At 74.3% G+C, this 22,981-nt stretch carries 19 protein-coding genes; 9 read left to right on the top strand and 10 right to left on the bottom strand.

Features of this window, described 5'->3' with window-relative positions; all coding sequences use genetic code 11:
• Positions 1–6 precede the first annotated feature (6 nt).
• Positions 7–468: a roadblock/LC7 domain-containing protein gene (locus ACZ53N_RS18350; protein ID WP_469141853.1), complete on the bottom strand. Its 462-nt coding sequence runs from the start codon at positions 466–468 to the stop codon at positions 7–9.
• Positions 465–3,101: a sensor histidine kinase gene (locus ACZ53N_RS18345; RefSeq protein ID WP_469141852.1), complete on the bottom strand. Its 2,637-nt coding sequence runs from the start codon at positions 3,099–3,101 to the stop codon at positions 465–467. Before ACZ53N_RS18345 ends, ACZ53N_RS18350 begins: the two co-directional genes overlap by 4 nt.
• 401 nt (positions 3,102–3,502) lie before the next feature.
• Here ACZ53N_RS18345 and ACZ53N_RS18340 point away from each other — a divergent pair, with 401 nt between their 5' ends.
• The 3 genes from ACZ53N_RS18340 to ACZ53N_RS18330 all read left to right on the top strand — a co-directional run bounded on the left by ACZ53N_RS18340 (position 3,503) and on the right by ACZ53N_RS18330 (position 5,772).
• On the top strand, positions 3,503–3,853 hold the full coding sequence (locus ACZ53N_RS18340; protein ID WP_362217203.1) for a hypothetical protein: 351 nt from the start codon (positions 3,503–3,505) through the stop codon (positions 3,851–3,853).
• Positions 3,854–3,951: 98 nt separating this feature from the next.
• On the top strand, positions 3,952–5,085 hold the full coding sequence (locus ACZ53N_RS18335) for an L-histidine N(alpha)-methyltransferase (RefSeq protein ID WP_469141851.1): 1,134 nt from the start codon (positions 3,952–3,954) through the stop codon (positions 5,083–5,085).
• A 33-nt stretch (positions 5,086–5,118) separates the two neighbouring features.
• Positions 5,119–5,772 carry a hypothetical protein gene (locus ACZ53N_RS18330; protein ID WP_469141850.1) on the top strand — a complete coding sequence of 218 codons (654 nt, stop codon included), beginning with the start codon at positions 5,119–5,121 and terminating at the stop codon, positions 5,770–5,772.
• Positions 5,773–5,915: 143 nt separating this feature from the next.
• Here the strand turns inward: ACZ53N_RS18330 and ACZ53N_RS18325 are convergent, their stop codons facing one another.
• From ACZ53N_RS18325 to ACZ53N_RS18300, 6 genes are all read right to left on the bottom strand, one after another.
• Positions 5,916–10,607, bottom strand: coding sequence for a coiled-coil domain-containing protein (locus tag ACZ53N_RS18325; protein WP_469141849.1), 4,692 nt, complete (start codon positions 10,605–10,607; stop codon positions 5,916–5,918).
• Positions 10,608–10,638: 31 nt separating this feature from the next.
• Positions 10,639–11,571, bottom strand: a complete 933-nt coding sequence (locus ACZ53N_RS18320; RefSeq protein ID WP_469141848.1) for a hypothetical protein — start codon at positions 11,569–11,571, stop codon at positions 10,639–10,641.
• Positions 11,572–11,796: 225 nt separating this feature from the next.
• Complete coding sequence (locus ACZ53N_RS18315; RefSeq protein WP_469141847.1) at positions 11,797–13,359, bottom strand: hypothetical protein; 1,563 nt, start codon at positions 13,357–13,359, stop codon at positions 11,797–11,799.
• Positions 13,360–13,437: 78 nt separating this feature from the next.
• Positions 13,438–14,082 (bottom strand): pyroglutamyl-peptidase I, encoded by a 645-nt coding sequence (gene pcp / locus ACZ53N_RS18310; RefSeq protein ID WP_469141846.1) that lies wholly within the window; start codon positions 14,080–14,082, stop codon positions 13,438–13,440.
• Positions 14,083–14,162: 80 nt separating this feature from the next.
• Positions 14,163–15,131: a DUF979 domain-containing protein gene (locus ACZ53N_RS18305; protein ID WP_469141845.1), complete on the bottom strand. Its 969-nt coding sequence runs from the start codon at positions 15,129–15,131 to the stop codon at positions 14,163–14,165.
• On the bottom strand, positions 15,128–15,838 hold the full coding sequence (locus ACZ53N_RS18300; RefSeq protein WP_469141844.1) for a DUF969 domain-containing protein: 711 nt from the start codon (positions 15,836–15,838) through the stop codon (positions 15,128–15,130). The genes ACZ53N_RS18305 and ACZ53N_RS18300 overlap by 4 nt, the downstream gene beginning before the upstream one ends.
• Positions 15,839–16,015: 177 nt before the next feature.
• Between ACZ53N_RS18300 and ACZ53N_RS18295 the strand changes: the two genes are divergently transcribed.
• From ACZ53N_RS18295 to ACZ53N_RS18280, 4 genes are read left to right on the top strand one after another with little or no spacing between them, the layout of a single operon-like run.
• The gene (locus tag ACZ53N_RS18295; RefSeq protein ID WP_469141843.1) at positions 16,016–16,660 is read left to right on the top strand and encodes a GntR family transcriptional regulator; all 645 of its coding nucleotides are present in this window, start codon (positions 16,016–16,018) and stop codon (positions 16,658–16,660) included.
• Positions 16,657–17,451 (top strand): LamB/YcsF family protein, encoded by a 795-nt coding sequence (locus ACZ53N_RS18290; RefSeq protein ID WP_469141842.1) that lies wholly within the window; start codon positions 16,657–16,659, stop codon positions 17,449–17,451. The genes ACZ53N_RS18295 and ACZ53N_RS18290 overlap by 4 nt, the downstream gene beginning before the upstream one ends.
• Complete coding sequence (gene pxpB, locus ACZ53N_RS18285) at positions 17,448–18,092, top strand: 5-oxoprolinase subunit PxpB (protein ID WP_469141841.1); 645 nt, start codon at positions 17,448–17,450, stop codon at positions 18,090–18,092. Before ACZ53N_RS18290 ends, pxpB begins: the two co-directional genes overlap by 4 nt.
• Entirely contained in the window at positions 18,089–18,952 is an 864-nt protein-coding gene (locus tag ACZ53N_RS18280) for a 5-oxoprolinase subunit C family protein (RefSeq protein ID WP_469141840.1), read from the top strand. Before pxpB ends, ACZ53N_RS18280 begins: the two co-directional genes overlap by 4 nt.
• Before the next feature lie 72 nt (positions 18,953–19,024).
• Here the strand turns inward: ACZ53N_RS18280 and ACZ53N_RS18275 are convergent, their stop codons facing one another.
• Entirely contained in the window at positions 19,025–20,182 is a 1,158-nt protein-coding gene (locus ACZ53N_RS18275; protein WP_469141839.1) for a glycosyltransferase family 4 protein, read from the bottom strand.
• 242 nt (positions 20,183–20,424) lie between these two features.
• Between ACZ53N_RS18275 and ACZ53N_RS18270 the strand changes: the two genes are divergently transcribed.
• Complete coding sequence (locus tag ACZ53N_RS18270) at positions 20,425–20,856, top strand: SPW repeat protein (protein WP_469141838.1); 432 nt, start codon at positions 20,425–20,427, stop codon at positions 20,854–20,856.
• Between the two features lie 109 nt (positions 20,857–20,965).
• On the opposite strand, the gene ACZ53N_RS18265 is transcribed toward ACZ53N_RS18270, so the two are convergent.
• A complete protein-coding gene (locus ACZ53N_RS18265) occupies positions 20,966–21,148 on the bottom strand; it encodes a hypothetical protein (protein WP_469141837.1) in 183 nt (60 codons plus the stop codon).
• 166 nt (positions 21,149–21,314) lie between these two features.
• Here ACZ53N_RS18265 and mdlC point away from each other — a divergent pair, with 166 nt between their 5' ends.
• Positions 21,315–22,970, top strand: coding sequence for a benzoylformate decarboxylase (mdlC, locus tag ACZ53N_RS18260; protein WP_469141836.1), 1,656 nt, complete (start codon positions 21,315–21,317; stop codon positions 22,968–22,970).
• Positions 22,971–22,981 lie beyond the last annotated feature (11 nt).

Raw genomic sequence — 22,981 nt, 5'->3', positions numbered from 1 at the left:
CGGCCGTCACTCGTCGGCGGCCACGCCGGTCCGCGGAGCGGTGCCCAGGTGTGCGCCCACGCGCTTGACGAGCAGCGTCATCTCGTAGGCGACCAACCCGATGTCGGACTCCGCGTCCGCGAGCACGGCCAGGCAGCTGCCGTCGCCGGCGGCGGTGACGAACAGAAAGGCCTCGTCCAGCTCGACCATGGTCTGGCGGACGTCGCCGGCCTCGAAGTGCCGGCCCACGCCCTTGGCGAGGCTGTGGAAGCCGGAGGCGACGGCGGCCAGATGCTCGCCGTCCTCACGGGTGAGGCCCTTGGAGGTACCGGTGGGCAGGCCGTCGCCGGAGAGGACGAGGGCCTTGCTGATGCTGCCGACGCGCTCGACCAGGTCGTCGAGGAGCCAGCTCAGCTCCCCCGTGCCGGTCTGCTGTTGGGTGCTCCGCCCGGTTGGGGCAGTGCGTATCGCGGCCTTCGGTGCGGTCATCGACCGTCCCCCTCAGATGTTGTTCCTGGTGCTGCTGTTCCCGGTGGGTCCGTCTCATTCTCCTCCCGTCCGCGCTGCCAACCGCGCTGGAGGGCCGCCATCTTGGCCCGTACCTCGTCGGCGTCGCGGAGGGGGCCGGAGTCGGCGGGGGCCGGCGCCGGGCCGGGCCGGGCCGCCGGGCCGTCCTTCAACTGCGGGGCAAGGCTGGCCTGTCGTACGCGCCGGGGCAGTCCTCCGGTCGGCGTCGGGTCCTCGTCCGGGTCCCCGGCGGTGTCCTTGGCGGGCTCGCGTGCCGTGCCCGCGGCCCCGTCCGCTTCGGTGTCGTCGATCCGCCGCCCGTGGTCGGAGACCAGGACGGGGGACCTGCGGCGCGGCAGCGGGGCGAGCGCGTCGTCGGCCTGGTGGTGCTGTTCGGCACCGGGGTCCGTGACTGCGGGGGCCCCGGTGGCGCGGCGCGGGATGGGCCAGCCGTTCTCGCCGTCGTGCCAGCTCTCGTCCGCCTCGTCGTCGAACAGGGAGAGCGACGGTTCGAGTTCGACCGGCAGGTTCTTCTGTGCCACCCAGCTCCGGACGGGCCGGTCGGCCTTCTCCCGTCCGGCCGGGGGCACGGGGGCCAGCGGTGGGCGGCGGGTGAGCGGGAGTGTCCCGCCCCGCCCGTCGGGCGTCCCGGGCGACTTGGCGTGGGCGCCGGTGTCGTCGTCCGTGCCCGGCCCCTTCCGGGAGCCCGGCCCGGCGCTCGCCACCGTCTCGGTGAGCAGCGTCGCGGGGAGGAAGACGACGGCGGTGGTGCCGCCGTAGGGGGAGGGCTGGAGGCAGACCCGTACGCCGTGGCGCTGGGCGAGCCGGCTGACCACGAACAGGCCGAGGCGGTCGGTGTCGGACAGCTCGAACTCCGGGGTCTCGGCGAGCCGGAGGTTGGCTTCGAGCATGGCGTCGGGGGGCATGCCGAGGCCCCGGTCGTGGATCTCGAGGGTGAAGCCGTTGGCGACGCGCTCACCGATGACCTGGACCGCGGTGTGCGGCGGGGAGAAGACGGTCGCGTTCTCCAGGAGTTCGGCGAGGAGGTGGGTGAGGTCGGCGACGGCGGGCCCATGGAGGGCCAGCCGGGGCAGGCGGCGTACCTCGACGCGCTTGTAGTCCTCGACCTCGCCGACCGCGGCCCGCACGACGTCCATCAGCTGGATGGGTTTGCGCCACTGCCGGGAGGGGGCGGCGCCGGAGAGGATGACGAGGCCTTCGGCGTGGCGGCGCATACGGGTGGTGAGGTGGTCGAGGCGGAAGAGGTCGGCGAGTTCGTCGGTGTCCTCGGTGCGGCGTTCCATGGTGTCGAGGAGCGTCAGCTGGCGGTGCAGCAGGACCTGGCTGCGGCGGGCGAGGTTGACGAAGACGTCGGAGACGCCGCGGCGCATGTCGGCCTGTTTCACGGCGGCTTCGACGGCGGCGCGCTGGAGGGTGTTGAGGGCCTGGCCGACCTGGCCGAGTTCGTCGGCGCCGTATTCGAGGCGGGGGGCCTCGGTCTCGATGTCGACCTGTTCGCCGGCGGCGAGGCGGCGCATGACGCTGGGCAGCCGGATGCCGGAGACTTCGTGGGCGTCCTTGCGCAGTCGGCTGAGGTCCCGTACCAGGCCGCGGCCGATCTTGAAGGAGACGACGAGGGAGCAGACGAGGGCGGCGAGGCCGAGGACGCCCGCGGCGGCGGCCTTGCCGAGGACGCCGATGGCGACGGGCTCGACACGGTCCGCGTAGCGGTTGCTGGCCTCGATGCCCATCCGGCCGAGGTCGTCGAGGACCGGGCCGATGGTGTGCTCCCAGCGCTGGGGGTCGACCGCGTGGGTGGCCCGGCCGGCGCCGGCGAGGATGACGGTGTCCTCGGCGGTGCGCAGCGCCTGGGCGTTGGTGCCGCGCCAGTAGTCCTCGTAGATCTTCTGGTCGGCGACGGGCAGGACGGGCAGGTTGTTGCTGTAGAGGACGCGGCGCTCGGCGACGTGGTCGGAGAAGGCGCGCAGGTCCTGACGGCTCATGCTGCCCGCGGCGAACGCGGAGGCGAGCAGGGCGTCCTCGCGGGAGACGGCCTCGCGGGCCCGGGTGATCCCGACCAGGGCGCGGCCCTCCCGGTCCAGATCGTCGTCCTGGACGGCGCTGAGGCTGCCGAGGAAGGCGTAGTAGGGCTCGATGAGGTCGTTGTACGCCTGGAAGGCGCCGTAGCGGGAGACGGTGTTGTCGTCGACCTTGCGGCGGATGTCCTCGATGGTCTCGAGGCTCTTCTCGATGGCGGTGAAACGGGCCCGGGCGGTGTCGTCCACCTCGTCGCGGACGCCGTCGGCGGCGCCGGTGCGGAAGGTGGCGACCATTCTGTCGGTGGTGCGCTGCCGCTGACGCAGGGTGGCCTGGGCGTCGGAACGCCGGGGGTCGGCGAGGTGGACGAGGGTCTGGCGGCGCTCCTGTTGCAGGGAGCGCACCAGGTCGTCGGCGGGGTAACCGATTTTCCGCATCGCGTCGGCGACGCCGAGCAACTGCATCGCCTCGCTGCCGGTGATCACGGTGGCGAAGGCCCACAGGCCGGTCAGGGACACCAGTGGCACCAGCAGCAGCGCCACGATCTTCCGGCGGATCGACTTCCCGCGAAAGCGCATGGCCTCCCCTACGTGAACCCCGGCGCGCGGGGGTGGTGTCCGACGGTTAACGCGGCGTGAGCCTACTACTGCGCTGCGCTGTGCTCGAAGACCAGTGCGGCCGTCGAACCGGTTGCGGCGGTGCGGGCGTCATGAGTTGTCCGGTGATTCCCTGACTTTCCCCCCGCGCGGCGGCGGGCCACAGCCCGCTCACGGCAGGTCGCCCAACCGGCCGAAGTGGCTGGAATTGCCCTCCCCACGGGAACCATCAGGCCTGGTCGATCGCTCTTTGAAGGGGTGAGCCGGACGGGACGACGACGGCGTCTCATCCGATGCCCCCACCTTTGGAATGCTTTTGGATCGTTTTGGAATCCTTTTGGAAGCGGCCCGAACGGGGCAGCCAATGGGGGAGGTGAGCCGTCATGGACCAGGATCGCGACATCCGGCCGTACGCGCGCAGGCCGTTGTGGGTGGAGGAGCCGGCCAAACGGCCGAGGATGCCCGATCCGGTCCGTGACTCCGCGGTGCGCGCGGTGCTCATCATCTCGGTGACGCTGGTGCAGGCCATGGTCGCGGCCCTGTTCACCCTCGTCGGCTCCTGGCTCGCGCTGCCGGCGCTGCTGTGCACGGTGGCGAGCGTCGTGGCGGCGACCTGGGCGGTGCTGGACGTGTGGGTGACCCGGCAGGTGTGGCGCCAGCGCCACGGTGTGGTGTCGGTGCCCAGCAGTTCGGCGCGCGAGATGCGCAGAGCTCGCCGACCACGCTTCCCCTGATCGCCAACAGGCGGGTAGGTTCGGGAGTTGACGGTGTGTCGGCCGTGCGCGGCGGTCGGCCGGAGGGGGCGTCACGGATGTCGGATCGGGAACAGGCAGTGCGTCGGATTCCGTCGATCCTCGGGGACCCGGGCTGGACGGTGTGCCTGGTCGGCGAGGAGCAGTCGGGCAAGCTCGCGCAGGTGACCGCGGGGCTGCGGCACGGACCGGACCCGAGCGGCTCGGGCAAGCGCATCACCTCCGGCTTCTCCTACTGGGGCCTGGAGTCGACGGTGGCGTGGGCCCACGCGTGCAATGACCTGTACTACCCGGTGATGCGCGAGAGCATCGGCTCGTTCAGCCGCCGCTGGCGCGCGATGACCCAGACGCTGCCCGACGGACCACTGCACTATGTGAGCCTGGGGCCCGGCACCGGCCAGAAGGACCAGGCGCTGCTGAGATACCTCGACAGCCGGGGCCGCTCCGGCTGCTACATCCCGGTCGACGTCAGCGCCGAGATGCTGCGCCTGGCGCAGCGCGAGGCACTGGAGCACCTGCACGTGCCGCCCGCCGACGTGCTGCCGGTGCAGCTGGACTTCTCCATACCCGCCAACCTCGACCGGCTGTGCACCCTGATCCGGCACACGGTGGGCGACGAGCCGGTCGTCTACTCGCTGCTGGGCAATACGCTCGCCAACTTCGACAACGACACCCAGTTGCTGACCCTCCTCGCCGAGAAGCTGCTGCGCCCGCAGGACCGCTTCCTGCTGGAGGTGGCGAGCACGGCCGGGCAGGACGAGGCGGCGGCGCGCGCGGCGGCCCACGAGTACGAGAACAGCCCGCGTTTCAGGGAGTTCGTCACCAGCGCCCTGATGCAGTACACCGACCTCCAGATCGACATGAACAGCCTCACCTGCGAGGGGCTGGTCGAGGACGACCGGGCGCTGAAGATCAAGGTCGTCTACCGCAACCGCACGGGCGGCCCGCTGGAGCTGACGCTGCCCGACCGCAGCACGGTGCCGTTCCCCGACCAGGACACCATCCGGCTGCTCCTCAGCCGCAAGTACACCCCGGCCGGTCTGGAGAAGATGCTGGTGGACGCGCGGGTGACGAAGGTGGGCGAGACCCATGACGTCGGGCACGCCGCCTTCGACCGGCCCGCGTTCGGGCTGGCGTTGCTGATGCTCCAGTCCGCCGACGCGGCCCCGCCGCCGGCGCCCCGCGCCCCCGGGCCCAATCCGTTCACCGACTGACGGGCCGCGATGAGACGCCCGGGGGGACGTCCGATGGGACTCGTCAGCCGGTTCAGCCGGCAGTTCTTCGCCGCCGCCACGATCTCCTGTCTGCTGATCGCGCTCGGTACGTGCGTGTGGTGGGTGACCGTCGCCGAGGGCTCGGAGAGCCGCTTCGAGCCCGTGGCCTCCGGGCTCGCGCTCGTCGCCGCCATCACCGGGGTGTACGCGGAGCGGCGGGCGGCCGCGCGGGAGCGGCGCGCCCAGGCGCTGTACGCGCTCACCGACGAACTGGTGAAGAACAGCGAGCTGCTGGCCGGGGAGAGCTTTCTGCCGCAGGATCCGCTGGCCCCGAAGGCGCGGGTGTATCCCCGGCTCGTGCAGTCCGCGACGGACGCGACGCTGGTGTCCGGGGCGTTCTCCGAACCGGGGCACGACGCGCTGATCGCGCTGCTGCACCGCTGGCGTGACGCGGTGCACGACTTCAACCGCCGGCTCGACCTCGCCGAACTGCGGACGTACGTCAGCCAGGTGCCCGCGGAGGAGTTGCTGGCGATCGATGAGGCGATGCGCCGGCCGGGCGGGCAGCTCGACGGGCTGTGTCGACTGCGCGACGAGTTGGAGCGGTTGCTGCGCGATCGGTACGGCCGGTATCCGGGGGCCGCCGCGCGGCTGGGGCGGCTGCCTCTGCCTCTGCCTGATGCGTAGGCCTGGCCGGCGGAGCGTTGGCCACGGGCCGGTCTTTGCCGCCTGCGGCGGCGGGCGCCCTGCGGGCGCGTCCTCAATCGCCGGACGGGCTTGATTTCAAGCCCGTCCGGCGATTGAGGACACAGCGCACCGCCGGCCAGGCGTTACGCGTTGGTTCGCGCCAGTTCCTCCACCGGGCGGCGGTACATGCGCGTCGCCGTGATCTCCCCGTGCACCGGCTCGGCGTCCGGGTCCTGCTGGGGCAGGCCGGGGCGCAGGTGCTCCTCGACGCTGATGTACTTCAGGCCCGCCCGCAGGTCCGCGTCGTTGCGCAACCGGATGACCAGCGGGAACTCCGCCAGGGCCGTGGTGTCGAAGAGTCCGGTGGTGTAGAGCAGCTGCACACCGAGCGCGTCGGCGACCGCCCGCTGGAGCTCCAGCAGATAGGTGGCGTTGGCGCGGCCGATGGGGTTGTCGAGGAACAGCGTGCCCGCGTGCCGCTGCTTGTCGCGGCCCCGATCGTTGCTGCGCAGCGCCGCCATGGTGCAGTACAGCGCGATGGCCGCGGTCAGCAGCTGGCCGCCGGAGAACACGTCGCCCATCTGCCGGACCGGCACCCGCTCGGCGCGCAGCACCGCGTCCGGCTTGAGGATCTCCACGGCCACGCCCCGCGGCAGCAGCGCCGCCTGGACGCCGCGCAGCAGCAGGGACATGCCGTCACGGCGCAGGTCGGAGTTCTTCTTGACGGCCGAGCTGGTCGCCTCGTCGATGACCTCGCCGAGCCGCTCGGTGAGGGTGGACTGGTCCGGGTCCTCGAAGCGGATGCGCAGGAACTCCTGGCCCGACCACTCCCCCAGGCCCTCGGGGAGCCGGGAGAGGCGCTGCGCGGAGCGCAGCGTGGTGAGCGAGGACTCCACGAGGCCGCGCAGCCGGTCGACGATGCTGTCGCGGTTGCGCTCCAGCTGCTCCAGCTCGTCGGTCAACACCCGCAGCCGGGGCGCGAAGGCCTCCGCCCAGGCGAGGGCGTGCTCCGGCAGGGCGGCGGCGGGCAGCTCGCGGATCTGCTGGCGGGCGGGGGTGCGCACCTGCTCGTAGCGGGTGGAGTTGGCGTGCCGCACGAGGACGTCGCTCGCCTCGCGGACGGCGGACTCGGCGGCGGACAGCTCGCCCGCGCAGCCGCGCAGGGAGCGCCGGGCCTCGGCGGCGGCCTGCCGGGCCTCCTCCAGGGTCCCGGTGTACGCCTCGGGCTGCTCGCCCTCGTCCTCCGGGGTGTTGTCGCGCAGCAGGTCGCGCAGGAGGGCGGCGGTGTCGTCGAAGCCGGCGGCGGCGTCCTCGGCGGCGCGGTGGGCGCGCAGCAGGTCGCCGTGGACGGTGCGGGCGCGTTCCAGGGCGTCGGTGCCGGCGGCGAGTTCGGCCGTGGCGGTGCGCAGCAGCTCCTTGGCCCGCTCGGCGTCGGCGGGCACCAGCTCGGCGGGCAGCTCGGTGTGCGCGTCGCCGTCGGCGGGGGCGAGTCGCTCGGCCTCGCCGCGCAGCCGGCCGAGCTGTTCGCTGGCGGTGGAGGCGCGGGTCTCCAGCATCTGCACGAGGGCCTCGGCGCGGGCCGCCGCGGCCTGCCGGGACGGGCCGTCGGCGCCGTCGGTGCCTTCGAGGAGCTGGGCGGCGCGGGTGCGGACCTTGTTGGTGAGGCGGTCGAGTTCGGCGCGGGCGGCGCTCTCGTCGCTCTCGGCACGGGCCTGCTCGGCGCGCAGGTCGGCGCCGACGCCGACCTTCTCGTAGAGCTGCGAGGCGGCGCGGTAGGCCTCCCGCAGGGCGGGCAGCGAGGCGGTGGGGGCGGGGGCGTCGGCCGCGACCTCGTCGGGGGCGCCCGCGATCTCGGCCCGCTCGGCGCGCAGCGCGCGGGCCGTGCGGCGGGCGTCGTCGGCGGCGCGCTGGGCGGCGCGGCGGTCCTCGTCGGCGGCGCGGGCGCGGTCCACGCAGACCGCCGCCTGCTCCTCGGCCTCGGTGGCCTCCTCGGCGAGTTCGCGCAGCCGGGACTGCCAGGCGGCGCGCTGGCGCAGCCGGTAGGCGAGGCCGGCGAGCGCGTCGGCGACGCGGCGGGCGCGCTGGGCGGTCTCCTGCCGTTCGTCGCGCACCCGGGCGGCTTCGGCGGCGCTCTCGTCGGCCTCGGCGCGGGCCACTCGGAGCTCGGCCAGCTCTTCCTGGGCGTCGTCGGCGGCGGTGCGGGCCCGCTCGGCCTCGGCGGCCAGCTCGGCGAGCCGCCCGACGGGGCAGCCGGCGCGCCAGGACGTCAGCCGGGCGGCGAGCGTGCGGTCGCCGGCCAGCCGTGCCGCTATGGCGCGGATCTCCTCGTCCCGGGCGGAGGCCCGGGCGCGCAGGGCGTGCCGCTCGTCGTCGGCGGCGCGCTCGTCGTGCATGGCGGGGTTCGGGGGGACGAGGAAGACGCCAAAGGCACCGGAACCGTCGCCCGTCTCCGGGTCGGGCGCCGGGGCGAGCAGGGCGGCGGTCGTGCCGACGGCCACGGCGGAGCGGGGCAGCAGCGAGGCCTGGGCGAGCACCTCACGGGCCCGGGTGTGGGCGTCCGGGTCGGTGATGACGACACCGTCGACGAGCTCGGGCCGCGCCGCGAGGACGGTGGCGTGCTCGGCCGGGTCGACGGCCTGTGCCAGGTAGCGCCATCCGGGCAGCGCGGGGATGCCGTGCTCGCCGAGGTATTCGACGGTGGCGAGGACGTCGGGGCTGGGCGGGAGCAGTCCGCCGTCACCGAGCGCGCCGAGGATGCGGGAGTCGTCGGCGGCGGCGGTGCGCAGGTCGAACATCTGCCGCTCGGAGGCGGCGACGCTCGCGTCGAGCATCTCGCGCAGCGCGTCGGCGTTGCGGTCCAGCTCCTCGGCCGTCAGGGGCCCGTCCACCGTGCGGCGGGCGGCGGGCACGGCATTGGCGGCAGGGGCCGGGTCGGCGGGGGTGCGGGCGGCGCCCGAGCGCGGTCCGGGCAGCTGCCCCGCGGCCGTCGGCTGGGGCAGGCCCAGGAGTTCGACGATGCGCTGGTCGGCGCCGAGGGACTCGGCGGCGCGGCGCTCGGCGTCGTAGGCGGACTCGGCCGCCGTGGCGGCGTCGGCGGCGCGGGCGGCGGACAGCTCGGTGCGGGCCTGGGCGGCCGCGGCCTCCTTCGCGCGCTCGGCCGCCTGGCGGGCGGCTTCGCGGGCGCTCTCGTAGGCGGCGGCCGCGGGCTTCTCGGCGTCGCTGGCGGCGAGCGCGGCCCTGGCCGGGTCGGCGTCGGGGGCGGTGTCGTCGAGCCAGCCGGCGCGGACCGCCTCGGCGGTCTCCTGCTCGACCTCGACGAGGCGCTGGCGCAGGTGGCCGGACTCGCTGCGAGCGCGCTGGGCCTCGGTGGCGGCGGAGGTGGCGTCGCGGTGGGCGGCTTCGGCCGTCTCCTGGAGGACGGCCGAGCGCTCCTCCTCCTCGTTGGCGACGCGCTCGCCTTCCTCGGCGGCGGTGTTGAGGGCCCGGACGAGCTCGGTGGCCGCCTGGGCGCGGGCGGCCAGCGCGGGCGCCGCGTCCCGCTCGGCCTCCTGGATGGCGGCGGCGACGCGCGCGGAGCGGTCGGCGGCGGCCCGGTGGCGCAGGACGGTCTCGGCGGCCTGCCAGGCGGAGTGCAGGGTACGGGCGTCGAGGAGTTCGCGGCGCTGGGTGGCGGCGGCCTTCTCGGCGGCGGCGAGCGCCAGCGAGGCGTGCCGGTAGGCGATCTCGGCGGCGACCAGGGAGCGGCGGCCGCGCTCGGTCTCGGCGTCGGTGACGCCCTGCGCGGCGGCGGCGACCTGCTCGGCCAGCTCGGCGGTGCGGCCGCGCTCCTCGGCGCCGCGCGCGGAGAGCCGGCGGGCGAGGACGCGGGTGCGGCGCTCGGCCCCGGTGTGCACGCCGCGCGCCTGCTCGCGCACGGCGGCGGAGTCGGCGATGCGGGTCAGGAGGTCCAGCGAGCCGGCCGTGAAGTCCCGCTCGGCGGTCAGCTCGGCGCGGCGGCCCAGCTTGTGGGCGAAGCCGTGTACGAGGTCGGCGAGGCCGTCGGTGTCCCGGGTGTCGGTGACGGCACGCAGCAGCAGGTCGGTGAAGTCCGAGTCGTTCTTGACGGCGAAGAGGCCGGCGGCCTCGCCCTCGTCGGCGTTCATCTCGCGCTGGTAGCGGAAGAGTTCGGGGTCCAGGCCCAGCTCGCCGAGGTGCTCGTTCCACCGCTCGTGGATCTCCTCCCACACCACGTCGAGGTGCGGGTAGGCCTTGCCGGCCTCGGTGAGGGAGTCGCGGAACCCCTTCATGGTGCGCCGCCGCCCCCGGGCGCCGGAGCTGCCGTCGGCGCCGCCGCGCATGGCGGTGGACTCGGCGACGGGCAGCGAGTCGAGGCTGAGGCCGGGGCCGGGCCGGAAGGAGTACCACGCCTCGGCGAACTTGCGGGGGTCGCCCGAGACCTGGCGGCCGCGCCACTCGCTGACCTTGCCGACGACGACGGACTCGCCGGTGAGGACGTGGCTCCACTCCAGGGCGACGTGGCCGCAGTCGTCGGCGAGGAGGAACTTGCGGAGCACACCGGAGCTGGCGCCGCCGAGGGTGTTGCGGTGGCCCGGCAGCATCACCGAGAAGATCAGCTTGAGGAGGACGGACTTGCCGCCGCCGTTCTCCAGGAAGAGCACGCCCGCGGGCGCGGGGCGGCGCGGCGGGCCGACGGGCTCGTCCTCGAAGAACTCCGCCTGCGCGGGCGCGGGGTTGGGCACCGGCGCGCCGACGCTCCGCAGGTCCAGCACGGTGTCGGCGTACCGCGCACCGGCGGGCCCGATGGAGTAGAGGCGGACCCGGGACAGCTCGTACATAGCGGACTCTCGTTGTCGTGACGGGCGGTGGTCAGGAGGCGTTGCTGTGGTCGTGGTCGTTCTCGAAGAACGGCAGTCCGGCGTCCGCGACGAGGTCGAGGGCGTCGGCGTCGTCCGGCGGCAGCAGGGTGGCGCTGCCGTCGCCGACGGGGACGACGCCCAGCTCCAGCAGCTCGGCCATGGCGGCGCTGCCCGCCATGTCGCGGACCTGGAGCTGGTAGCGGGGCGTGGTGCGGTACGCGCCGCCGGCGTCGTCGCCGGTGCGCTGGAGGAAGCCGGAGTCGACGAGGAAGGCGACGGCCTTGGCGATGATGCCGGTGGTGGAGCCCGCGAGGCGGCGGGCGTCCTTGGTGGCGCCGGTCGCGCTGCGCCGGGCGTACACCCGCCAGGCGGCTTCGAGGCCGGGGGCGTCGGTGGTGGGGTCGGTGTTCTCGCCCTGCTCGGCGGCCTTCTCCTCCAGCCGGCGGCAGGCCTGGCGGACGAACGCGTCGATGCCGTTGACGGTGACGCGGCCGATGTAGCCGTCGTCGGCGAGGTCCTCGGGGCGCGGGAAGGCCATGGCGGCGACCGCGAGGTGGGCGAGGCCGTGCAGGAACCGGTCGGCGGAGTCGGCGGTGGCCCGGCGGGCGTAGTCGCCCATCCGGACGGCGAAGACGGAGTCCTCGGCGGCGGTGACGGCCATGCCGGCCCGGGTGGACACCTCCAGCACGATGAGCCCGAGGCCGGCGGCGACGGCGTCCGCGAGCCGCGCGAAGGCGGGCTCGTCGCGGTGGCGGCGCAGCAGCTCGGCGTACTCGGCGTCGCGGGCGGGCAGCAGCTTGGGCTGCAGCCCGAAGGCGATGAGCCGGGCGGCGTCGGCGGCGTCGGCGGGGGTGACGTTGCCGCTGCCACTGCCGCTGCCGCTCGGGGAGGGGCTCGGCTCGGCGTCCGGCTCCGCCGGTGCGTGGGCGTCGTACTCAGTCACGGTTGGTGCTCCTGCTGGGGGTCGCGTGCGGTGTGGTCGGTCCGGCACCGCCGGGCCGCGCCGTCGTGGTGGCTCGCCGTGGCGGCGGGAGTTGTTCCCCGGTCCCGCCCCTTCCCGGCTCCGGGGGCAGGCCCCCGGCCCCCCGGGCAACGGCGCACGTGCGGGACCAGGGCTTCCCTCGCCGCCGCGAGGGCGCGACGCCGCACGGAGCCCGCCGCACGGCGGTCACGTCGCCTCCGCGCGGTCCGCCGCCATGCCGGCCGCGTCCAGCAGGGCCTTGCCGACGATGAGGTCCGCGCCGCCGAACTCGATGTCGTCGAGCTGGGTGCCGTCGTCGACGGCGAACAGCAGGGTCTGCTCGCCCTGGCGGTAGGCCGTGCCGACCGAGGGGCTCGCGGCGTGCACGGCCAGCAGGGCGACGAGGTAGGGGAGTTCCGGGTCGCGGCGGCGGGCGTCGGCCAGGAGGCCGGAGAGACGGCGGGGCGCGTCGGCCGGCAGGTCGAGCAGCTCCATCGCGCTCGCGAGCTGCTCCTCGCTGAAGCGGCTGTCGTCGGGGGTCGCGATGAGGTCCGGCTCGGGCATCTCCGCGCCGAGGTGCTCGCGCTCGGCGGGCGGGGTCAGCAGCATCTCCACCAGGTCGCGGGCGCGCACGGACACCGGGGTGCGCAGGCCGGTGCCGTGGGTGAAGAAGGCGTCGGTGACGCGGCCGGCCTGCTCGAGCGGGAGCGGCAGGACGGGGGCGAGGAGCTGCCCGTACAGGTCGAGACCGGCGCGGGCGGCCGGGGGCGCGAAGGCCTGCCGGTCCTGTTCGGCGCGGAAGAGGGGGCCGGCTTCCAGCAGCCTCGACTGCAGCTGGGTGTGGCGGCGGATGCAGTCCTTGACGATGTCGACCAGCTCGGCGGCGCGCCGCTTGTTCTCGGGCTCCTCGGCCTCGTCGCGCGCCTTGCGGATGTTGGTGAGGATCGCGTTCTCGTGGCGGTAGCGGTCTGCTACGTGGTCGAGCGCCTCGGCGATCATGTCGGGGACGGTGCGCAGCCAGTCCACCGCCCGGACGTTGCGGCGGGTGGCGTCGAGGGTCTTGCGGAGGGTCTCCGCGTACTGCACGGTGCGGTAGCGGGCCTGCTCCGCGGCGAGCTGGGCGTCGGCGAGCCGGCCCCGGCTGATGAGGACCTCCAGCTTCACCTCGGCGGCGATCTGCGCGCTGGTGACGTCGGTGTCGAGGGCGCCGACGAGGACGTTGACGGCCTCGTCGGTGGTGCGCAGGAAGACGGTCCCGCCGGGGCCGGGGACTTCCTCGATCAGCTTGAAGTCGTAGTCGCGGCGGACGTACGCGCCGTCGGTGCCGAAGGTGCCGTAGACGGCCCGGAAGCCGCGGTCGACACTGCCGACGTTGATGAGGTTCTCCAGGACCCAGCGGGCGACGCGCTCGTGCTCGGCGGCGGGCCGGTGCGGTTCCTGGGCGGCGACGCGCGGCAGCAGCCTGGCCACTATCTGCTCGTGGTCGGCGCCGGTGTCGAAGTCCATGTTGAGCGTGACCAGGTCGATGGCGGCCAGGGCCACCTCCGCCATCGCGTAGCCGCCGTACTCGCCCGCGAGATTGGCCTTGCGCACGTCCAGGTCGTGCAGCGGCGCGGTGCAGGCGAGCGCCCGCAGCCGACGGGCCAGGCCCTCGTCGGCGGCCGGGCCCGGGGCGACGGGGGTCCCCCCTGCTCGGGCGGAGCCGGGAGCTTGGGGGAGCGCGGGCCCGTTGAGCTGGGGCGGAACGGCTGCCGGGGCTGGAGAAGTCACGTCGCACAGAGTAGGCGGTCACCCCGACAACGGACGAAACGGCACGGGCGGACGTGCCCGGCGCCGGAGCCGGTGTCGTCAGTGTGTGGCGCCGCCCACAGCGCGTACGTCCTCGGTGCGGTGCGCGGCGGTGATCACGATCATACGCAGCCCCTCGGCCACGGCGGCCACGGGGAGTGACGGCAGGGCCCGGTCGGTGACCTGTTCCGGGGCGTACGGAACGTGGACGAACCCGCCCCGCAGGCCGGGTCGTTCGGTCGCGGCGAGGTGCATCAGCGCGTAGAAGACGTGGTTGCAGACGAAGGTGCCCGCGGTCTGCGAGACGGCGGCGGGCAGGCCCGCGTCGCGGACGGCGGCGACACAGGCCTTGACGGGGAGGGTGGCGAAATAGGCGGCCGGGCCGCCGGGGACGACGGGTTCGTCGACGGGCCGGGCGCCCAGATTGTCGGGGATGACGGCGTCGTCGATGTTGACGGCGACGCGCTCGACGGTCAGGTGGGGGCGGCCCCCGGCCTGGCCGACGCAGACGACGAGGTCGGGCTCGGTCTCCCGGACGGCGTCGTACAGGGCGTCGATGGCGTCGCCGAAGACGCAGGGCAGTTGGGCGGCGTGCACGTCGATTCCCTGGGGCGGGTCGACGGCGACGGCGCGCACGGCCTGCCAGGAGGGGTTGAGGCTCTCGCCGCCGAAGGGTTCGAATCCGGTCAGCAGTACCCGGGTCATCGCGGGGCGCTCCCTACAAGGCACGTGACGCCGGGCGGCGTCAGATGGCATCAGATGACGTCAGATGGTGTCGTAACGGGTCAAAAGGCGAAGGCGGCCATGATGACGATATTGCAGCCGAGCAGGGCGACCGCGGTGGGCAGTTGTGCCTTGATGGGCCCGTACTGGTCCTTGAGCTCCAGCAGGGCGGCGGGGACGAAGTTGTAGTTCGCGGCCATGGGTGTCACCAGCGTGCCGCAGAAGCCCGCGAGCATGCCGATGGCGAGGACGGCGGAGGCGTTGCCGTGCGCCTGCTCCACCAGGACCGGCCAGCCGACGGCCGCGGTCATCACGGGAAACGCGGCGAAGCCGTTGCCCATGACCACGGTGAAGAGGAACATCCCGGCGCAGTAGACGACGACGGCGACGAGGACGGAGCCGTCCGGCAGGACCGCGGTGGTGATCCGGCGGACCTGGTCACCGACGCCCGCGACGGAGAAGATCGTGCCGAGCGTGGCCAGCAGCTGCGGCAGCAGCATCGCCCAGCCCATCGACTCCAGCATCGAGCGCCCGGCGTGCACGGGAACGGTGATCCGCCGCTCGCGCAGCATCACCATGGCGACGGCGAGGGCGACGAGGGAGCCGATGCCGAGCCCGAGGATGGTCTCGCTGCCCTTCTGCAGGACGGGCTCGCCGCCCAGGGACAGCTTCTTGACGCCGACCGCGCAGATCAGGGCGACGGCGGGGATGGCCAGGGCGGGCACGAACAGCTTGCCGCCGAACCGCCGCGCGCTCGCCAACCGCTGCTCGGGAGTCGTCGTGCGGGCCTCGCCGCGCCCGGTGAACCCGAAGCCGGCGAGGCAGACCATGACGAGGACGGCCACCCCGAGCGGCTCGGGCGGGGCCGACTTCTCGACGACCCAGGTGCTGTAGACGAAGCCGAGGCCGAGCAGCCCCCAGAAGGCGGCGGTGCCCAGCCGCTTGGGATTGCTGCGGTCGGTGAGCATCTGGGCGGCCATCACCAGGAAGATGCCCCCGACGAGCCAGTAGAACCACTCTGCCTTGATCACTTGGCGGCCTTCCGGTCGAGGGCCTCGCGCGCGCCGGCTCCGGTGTCCTGGGCGGCCAGCGTCCGGTCCAGGCGCAGCAGCCGCCAGCCGTGGATGGCGAGGGCGCACAGGGCGGTGGGTATGGCCCACAGCGCGAGCTGCAGCGGTTCGAGGTGGGTGTGGTAGGTGGTGTTGACGAATCCGGTGATGAGCAGGATCGAGCCGACGGCCAGGAAGACGTCCTCACCGAAGAAGAGCCCGACGTTGTCGGCGCTGGCGGCGAAGGAGCGCACCTTCTCCCGGGCCTTGTCGGGCAGCGGACCGTGGCGCCGCTCGGCCGCGCCCTCGGCCATGGGGGCGGCGAGCGGGCGCACGGTCTGGGCGTGTCCGAAGACGCTGACGAGTCCTAGTGCGGCGGTGATCTGGCGGAGCAGGAGGTAGAGGGCCAGGAAGCGGCCGGTGGTGAGCCCGGCGAAGCGGGTGATCAGCCGGCGGGCCTGCTCCTGGAGGCCGTAGCGCTCCAGGAGGCCGATGACGGGGAGGGTGATCACGAAGATCGTCACCGCCCGGCTGGAGGCGAAGCCGGTGCCGAAGGCGGCCAGCACCTTCTGCGGCGAGAGGCCGCCGAGCAGGCCGGTGGCGATGCCCGCGGCACCGACGACCAGCAGGGGGTTGCGCCTCGTGGCGAAGCCGATCACGACCACGAGGACGCCCAGGAGAACGAGCATGGGCCTTGCCTTCCGCGTTCCCTCGACCTCACTCGATCGGGTGAGGCGACTGGCGAGGAGGCTAAGATATTGTTCAACAATCCTCAAGGGGCTTGACTGGCGGATCACTTGGCCGCGGCCGGTGGACGCGCCTCCGTATCGCCCTTGATCGCTTGACTGCCGCACCGTGGAGGACGCATGGCCCGATCCACCGCGCAGCGCGTGGCCGACGCGCTGCGGACCCGTATCGAGGGCGGCGGACTGCCGCCCGGCACCCAGTTGTCCGAGGAGTCCCTCGGCCGGGATCTCGGGGTGTCGCGCAATACGCTGCGCGAGGCGTTCCGGCTGCTCATCCACGAGAGCCTGGTCGTCCATGTGCTGAACCGGGGGGTGTTCGTCCGGGTCCTGGAGCCCGCCGATGTCACCGACATCTACCGGGTGCGCGCCGCCCTGGAGACCGCGGGGGTACGGGCCGCCGCCCGTGCGGACCGGCCGCTGCGCGACGCCGTCGGCCGGGCGGTGGCCGAGGGCGAGCGCGCCGCGGCCGGTCACGACTGGCGGGAGGTCGGCTCGGCGGACCTGCGCTTCCACCGGGCGCTCGCGGCGCTCGCCGGCAGCGCCCGCATCGACACCGCCATGGACCGGCTGCTGGCCGAACTGCGCCTGGCCTTCCACGCGATGCCCTCGCCGCGCCGCTTCCACGAACCGTTCCTGGCGCGCAACCGCGCCCTCGCCACGCTGCTCGACGACGGTGCGTACGACCGTGCCGAAACCGAGCTGACCACCTATCTGGACGACGCCCGGGCGCTCATACTCGACGTGATGCGGGAGACCAGCCGATGACCGGACCTGCCGACGGGCCGGGCACGACGCCCCGGCCGACGCTCGACCTCAACGCCGATCTCGGCGAGGGCTTCGGACGCTGGCGACTCACCGACGACGACGCCCTGCTGTCGGTCGTCACCAGTGCGAACATCGCCTGCGGCTTCCACGCCGGGGACCCCTCCACGATGCGCCGGGTGTGCGAGCGCGCCGTCGAGCTCGGCGTGCGCATCGGCGCCCAGGTCTCCTACCGCGACCTGGCCGGGTTCGGCCGCCGCGCCATGGACGTGCCGCCGGACGAGCTCGCCGACGAGATCACCTACCAGATCGGCGCGTTGCGCGTCTTCGCGCAGGCGGCCGGCTCGGACGTCGCGTATGTGAAGCCGCACGGCGCGCTCTACAACCGCACGGTCACCGACGCCGCCCAGGCGGCCGCCGTGGTGGCGGGCATATCGGGTGCGGGCGGGCCGCTGCCCGTCCTCGGGCTGCCCGGGTCGTTGCTGCACGAGGCCGCCGGGCGGGCCGGACTGCCGGTGGTCCCGGAGGCGTTCGCGGACCGCGCGTACACCGCCGCGGGCACGCTCGTCCCCCGCCGGGAGCCCGGCTCCGTGATCACCGACCCGGACACCGTCGTCACCCGGTCCGTCCGTATCGCCCGCGCGTCGGCCGTCCTCGCCCTCACCGGCGAGGAGGTCGCCGTCGACGCCCGATCGCTGTGCCTGCACGGCGACACCCCCGGGGCCGCGCAGCTCGCCCGCCGGGTGCGGGACGGGCTGGAGGCCGCCGGCGTCCGGATCGAGGCGTTCGCGTGAGCGCGCCCCCGGAGCGGCTCACGGGCGCCCGCGCCCTTCCCGTCGGGCGCCGCGCCCTGCTCGTCGAGGTCGACACCGCCGAGCAGGCGCAGGCCCTGCACGCCGAACTGCTGCGCCGTCGCGCCACCGGGGTGCTGCCGCCCGTGGCCGAGATCGTGCCCGCCGCCCGGACGGTCCTGCTGGACGGCCTCGACGACCCGCACGCCCTCGCCGCGGACTTCGCGAGCTGGTCCATACCCCCGCTGACCGCCGCCGACAGCGCGGCCGTCGTCCTGCCCGTCCGCTACGACGGGGCCGACCTCGCCGACGTCGCGGCCCTGTGGCAGGTGCCGGAGGAGGAGGTCCCGCGCATCCACTCCGCCCTCGAATTCCGCGTCGCCTTCTGCGGTTTCGCGCCCGGCTTCGGCTATCTCACCGGTCTGCCCGAGCGGTTGCGGGTCCCGCGCCGGTCCACTCCGCGCACGGCCGTGCCCGCCGGGTCGGTGGGCCTGGCCGGCCCCTACACCGGTGTCTACCCGCGCTCCTCCCCCGGCGGCTGGCAGCTCATCGGCCGGACCGACGCGGCCCTGTGGGACCCCGCCCGGGAGCCGGCCGCGCTGCTCGCCCCGGGCACCCGGGTGCGTTTCGAGGCGCTCGCGTGAGCGCCCTGACGGTGGTGCGGGCCGGGGCGCTGACGACCGTTCAGGACCTCGGCCGACCCGGCCACGCGCATCTGGGGGTGCCCCGCTCCGGCGCCCTCGACCAGCCCGCGCACCGGCTCGCCAACCGTCTGGTGGGCAACCCCGCGGCGTTCGCCACCCTGGAGACCACGGTCAACGGGTGCGCCGTGCGCACGGATACGGCCGTGACGGCCGCCGTGACGGGGGCACCCTGTCCGGTACGGGTCGACGGCCGCCCGGTGGCGTGGGGCGCGCCGGTGCGGCTGGCGGCGGGTGCCGTGCTCGACGTGGGCAGCGCCCGCGCGGGGCTGCGCTGCTCTGTGGCCTTCGGGGGTGGTGTGGCCGTGCCCGAAGTGCTCGGCAGCCGCTCCCGTGACCTGCTCTCCGGCCTCGGGCCCGAACCGCTCGTCGACGGCATGTCCCTGCCGCTGGGCACCCCGTGCGGGCCGCCGCTCGCGGCCGACACCGTGCCCTGGGCCGGTCCGCCCACGGCCGGGCTGGTGCTGCCGGTCGTCCTCGGCCCGCGGGACGACTGGTTCACCCCCGAGGCGCGGCGCGCGCTGGCGGGCGGCGCCTTCCGGGTGTCGCCCGCCAGCAACCGCATCGGGCTGCGCACCGAGGGGCCGCGCCTGCAGCGGGCGCGGGAGGGCGAACTCCCCAGCGAGGGCATGGTCCTCGGCGCCGTCCAGGTCCCGCCCGACGGCCGCCCGGTGGTCTTCCTGGCGGATCACCCCACGACCGGTGGCTACCCCGTCGTCGGCGTGGTCCCCGAACCGTCCCTGGCCGCCGCGGCCCAGGCGGTGCCGGGGACGCCGGTGCGGTTTGTTCCCGTGGGGGCGTAGGGACTGTCCGGCGGATCCTCGGCTGCGGGCCGTCTTACCGCCTGCGGCGGCGAGCGCCCTGCGGGCGCGTCCTCAAACGCCGGACGGGCTTGTCTCGGCCGGCCGGGGCCGGGCGCCCCGGCGCGCCAGTACGTCGTCGTAGTGGTCCAGGAGCCGGTCGCCGATCACCGTCCAGGTGCGGCCGAGGACGGACTCGCGGCCGGCCCGCCCGTACGCGGCGCGCCGGGCGCGGCAGGGTTCCAGGGTGAGCACGGCGTCGCGGATCGCCTCGGCGTCACAGGGCCGCACGAGGAGACCGGTGCGGCCGTGGTCGATGAGGTCGAGGGGGCCGCCGATCGCCGGTGCGATCACCGGTACGCCGCTGGCCTGCGCCTCCTGGACGGTCTGGCAGAAGGTCTCCTGCGGGCCGGTGTGGACGAAGACATCCAACGAGGCGAGGATCCGGGCGAGGCCCTCGCCGGTGCGGCTGCCCAGAAAGCGGGCCCCGGGCAGGGCGGCGCGCAGTCCGGCGGCGCTGGGGCCGTCGCCGACGACGACGAGGCGCACGCCCGGCAGCGCGCAGACGGATGCGAGCAGCTCGACGCGTTTCTCCGGGGCGAGCCGCCCCACGTAGCCGACGATCAGCTCACCGCCGGGAGCGAGCGCGCGGCGCAGTTCCGGGTCGCGCAGCGCGGGGTGGAAGCGGGTGGAGTCGACGCCGCGCGGCCACAGCCGCACCCGGGGGACGCCGTGCGCGACGAGGTCGCGGGCGGCGGCGGAGGAGGGAGCGAGGGTGCGGTCGGCGGCGGAGTGCACGGCCCGTATCCGCCGCCAGGCGAGATGGCCGCTCGTGCCCAGATAGGTGCGGGCGTAGCCGCCGAGGTCGGTCTGGTAGACGGCGACGGCGGGCACGCCGAGACGCGCGGCGGCGCGCATGCCGCGCGCGCCGAGTACGAAAGGGCTCGCGAGATGGACGACGTCGGGCCGGTGCGCGGCCAGCACCCCGGTCAGCCGTCGGCTCGGCAGCGCGAGGCGGATCTGCGGACAGCCGGGCAACGGCACCGAGGGCACCCGCACGACGGGGCAACGCCCGGCGTCGCCCTCGCCGCCGGCCGGATCGTAGGGGCCCGACGGGGTGACGACGAGCGGTTCGTGGCCGCGCCGGGCCAGATGGCGGGCGGTCTGCTCGGCGCAGTGGGCGACGCCGTTGATGTCGGGCGGGAAGGACTCGGTGACGATGACGATGCGCATAGGGGGGTTGTCGGCACCCCGCGCGCCGCGCGGGCCACGTGGATCTTTCCGGCCGGGGAACGTCCCGTGAGCGTTGGCCGCGCGGCGCTCGGGCCGGGTTCGGGCCGGGTTCGGGCCGGGTTCCCCCACTCCCGAACAGGTGTCAGGGCGTGGTGTTGTCTACGCCATCAGGGTGGAAATTGGAGCAATTGAGGTTAAAATACAGCCAGGTGGCACTCAAGTAGGGAAAGAAGGTGGCCGACGTGAGCGCTCCTACGTCGCCCCGTATCGACCAGCACCCGGACCTCCTGGCGCTCCGTGCGCACTCGGAGGAAACCACCGCGACACCCACCGCACAGGGCGTCGAAGCCCTCGCCTTTATGTGTGGCGTCTATCTGGCCGCCTCACCATGGATTGTCGGATTCAACGGCTCAACGACCCTGGCCATCACCAACCTGATCGCCGGTGCGGCCTTCGCTTGTCTGCTCGGCGGCTTCGGGTCGGCGTATGAACGTACGCACGCGATGAGCTGGGCCGCGCTGTGCATAGCCGCGTGGACGATCGTCGCGCCCTGGGTCGTGGCGGGCAGCGCCGACACCACCCGGGCCATCGTCAGCAACATCATCGTCGGCGGTGTGGCCCTCCTGTGTTCCCTCGCCCTCGCGGGGCTGGGAATGAGCAGGTCCAGGCGCTGACCACCGGACCGTAAGACACCGAACCCACCGCACCGGACAGCGGGAGGCGGCCGCCGAGCGACGGCCCGCCTCCCGCCGTCATGTCCAGGGCCGTGCGCGGGAGCGCGCCTCAGCCGGTCCCGGCCGCCTGCCCGGGTTCGACCGCGTCGAGCGGACGGTCGGCGAGGGTGTGGGAGAGGGTGTCGACGGGCCAGTCGGCCGGCCGCTCCGGCGGCATCCCGCGCAGGCGCTCACGAAGGCGTCTGTCCATGTCGTGACGGATCCGCTGGATGACTTCGTCCAAGTCGGGCATACCGGCGACCGTAGGACCCGCAGACCGGTCGGACCGGGCGGAAAAGCAGGTTTTCACTCCTGCGGATGAATACTGAGCTGATCTTCGGCTGTCATGGCTTTGCCGGGCGGGAAGTGGCAATGCTCCCCTCTCCCAACCGGCCCACCGACCTCAAGAGGTGCGAGGCATGACGACCGTACGCGCAGCCACTTTTGAGCTGTTGCGGTCCCGTGGAGTGACGACGGTGTTCGGCAACCCGGGCTCCACGGAACTCCCCTTCCTCCAGGACTTCCCCGACGACTTCCGGTACGTGCTCGGCCTCCAGGAAGCCGTCGTCGTCGGAATGGCCGACGGGTACGCGCAGGCCACCGGCCGGACCGCCCTGGTCAATCTCCACACGGCTCCCGGCGTCGGCAACGCCATGGGCGCCATCATCACCGCCGCCGCCAACCACACCCCCATGGTGGTGACCGCCGGGCAGCAGGTCCGCGCCATGATGACCATGGAGGCGCTGCTGACCAACGTGGACGCCACCGTCCTCCCCCGCCCCGCCGTGAAGTGGGCGTACGAACCACCGCGCGCGCAGGACGTGCCCGCTGCCCTGGCCCGGGCCTTCCACCTGGCCGAGACCGCGCCGCGCGGGCCGGTGTTCCTGTCGCTGCCGATGGACGACTTCGACGTCGAGCTGGACGAGGCGGAGTACGCGGCGGCGCTGGCCGCGGCGCGCCGCCGGGTCCACGACGGCACCGCGGCCGCCGCACCCGCCGTGGAGGCCCTCGCCCGACGGCTGGCGGAGGCCGCCAACCCGGTGCTGGTGACCGGTGGCGCGGTGGACGCCGAAGGCGCCTGGGAGGCGGCCGTCGCGCTCGCCGAGCACCGGCGGCTGCCGGTGTGGGCCTCGCCCATCGAGGGCCGGGTCGGCTTCCCCGAGGACCACCCCCTCTACCAGGGCGTCCTGCCGCCGGCCCTCGCGCCGCTGGCGCAGACCCTGGCCGGACACGATCTGGTGCTGGTGGTGGGGGCGCCCGTCTTCCGCTACTACCCCTATGTGCCCGGCCCGGTGCTGCCGGACGGGGCCGAGCTGGTGCTGCTCACCAGCGACCCCGACGAGGCGGCGCGCGCCCCCGTCGGCGACGCCCTCGTCGCGGGGCTGCGGCCCACCCTGGAACTGCTCACGGAGGTGCTGGAGAAGAAGGGCGGCGCCGACGGCCCGGCGGACGCGGCGGCGGGAGGGACGACGGCGCCCACGGTGTCGGAGACCGCGGCAGCGGAGAACGCGCCCGCCGACGCGGCCCCCGAGCCGATGTCCGCGGTGGACGCCCTCGCGGCCGTCGCGAGTGCCGCCCCGCCGGAGACCGTGTGGGTCAACGAGTCGCCCTCCAATGTCCAGGCCTTCCGCGACCATGTGCGCATCGACCGGCCGGGGTCCTTCCTGATGACCACCGGCGGCGGTCTGGGCTTCGGTCTCGCGGCGGCGGTGGGCGCCCGCCTCGGCCGGCCGGACCGGCCGGTGGTGGCGCTCGTCGGTGACGGTTCCGCGCAGTACGCGATCACCGCGCTGTGGACGGCGGCCGCCTACCGCGTCCCGGTCACCTTCGTGATCCCGGCGAACCGGGAGTACGCGATCCTCAAGTGGTTCGGCCGCTTCGAGAACACCCCCGGCGTGCCCGGCCTGGACATCCCCGGCATCGATCTGTGCGCCCTGGCCCGGGGCTACGGGGTCCCCGCGCACCGCGCCACGGACGCCGCGCACCTCGCCGAGCTGGTCGCGGCCGCCACCACTTCGCCGGACGGGCCGGTGCTCATCGTGGCGCCCATCACCACCGTTCCGCCCACGCTGTGACCGCGCTCCTC

Source organism: Streptomyces sp. NPDC033229, from assembly GCF_055576875.1.
Note: the sequence above shows the minus strand (reverse complement) of the source record. Positions and strands in the feature narration are given on the sequence as shown.

Bases quoted from the DNA above. Each gene is read 5' to 3' on its own strand.
- ACZ53N_RS18300 (WP_469141844.1), bottom strand. From the start codon at position 15,838: ATGCTCGTTCTCCTGGGCGTCCTCGTGGTCGTGATCGGCTTCGCCACG.
- ACZ53N_RS18325 (WP_469141849.1), bottom strand. From the start codon at position 10,607: ATGTACGAGCTGTCCCGGGTCCGCCTCTACTCCATCGGGCCCGCCGGT.
- ACZ53N_RS18275 (WP_469141839.1), bottom strand. From the start codon at position 20,182: ATGCGCATCGTCATCGTCACCGAGTCCTTCCCGCCCGACATCAACGGC.
- ACZ53N_RS18340 (WP_362217203.1), top strand. From the start codon at position 3,503: ATGGACCAGGATCGCGACATCCGGCCGTACGCGCGCAGGCCGTTGTGG.
- ACZ53N_RS18345 (WP_469141852.1), bottom strand. From the start codon at position 3,101: ATGCGCTTTCGCGGGAAGTCGATCCGCCGGAAGATCGTGGCGCTGCTG.
- ACZ53N_RS18265 (WP_469141837.1), bottom strand. From the start codon at position 21,148: ATGCCCGACTTGGACGAAGTCATCCAGCGGATCCGTCACGACATGGAC.
- mdlC (WP_469141836.1), top strand. From the start codon at position 21,315: ATGACGACCGTACGCGCAGCCACTTTTGAGCTGTTGCGGTCCCGTGGA.
- ACZ53N_RS18290 (WP_469141842.1), top strand. From the start codon at position 16,657: ATGACCGGACCTGCCGACGGGCCGGGCACGACGCCCCGGCCGACGCTC.
- ACZ53N_RS18350 (WP_469141853.1), bottom strand. From the start codon at position 468: ATGACCGCACCGAAGGCCGCGATACGCACTGCCCCAACCGGGCGGAGC.
- ACZ53N_RS18330 (WP_469141850.1), top strand. From the start codon at position 5,119: ATGGGACTCGTCAGCCGGTTCAGCCGGCAGTTCTTCGCCGCCGCCACG.
- ACZ53N_RS18295 (WP_469141843.1), top strand. From the start codon at position 16,016: ATGGCCCGATCCACCGCGCAGCGCGTGGCCGACGCGCTGCGGACCCGT.
- pcp (WP_469141846.1), bottom strand. From the start codon at position 14,082: ATGACCCGGGTACTGCTGACCGGATTCGAACCCTTCGGCGGCGAGAGC.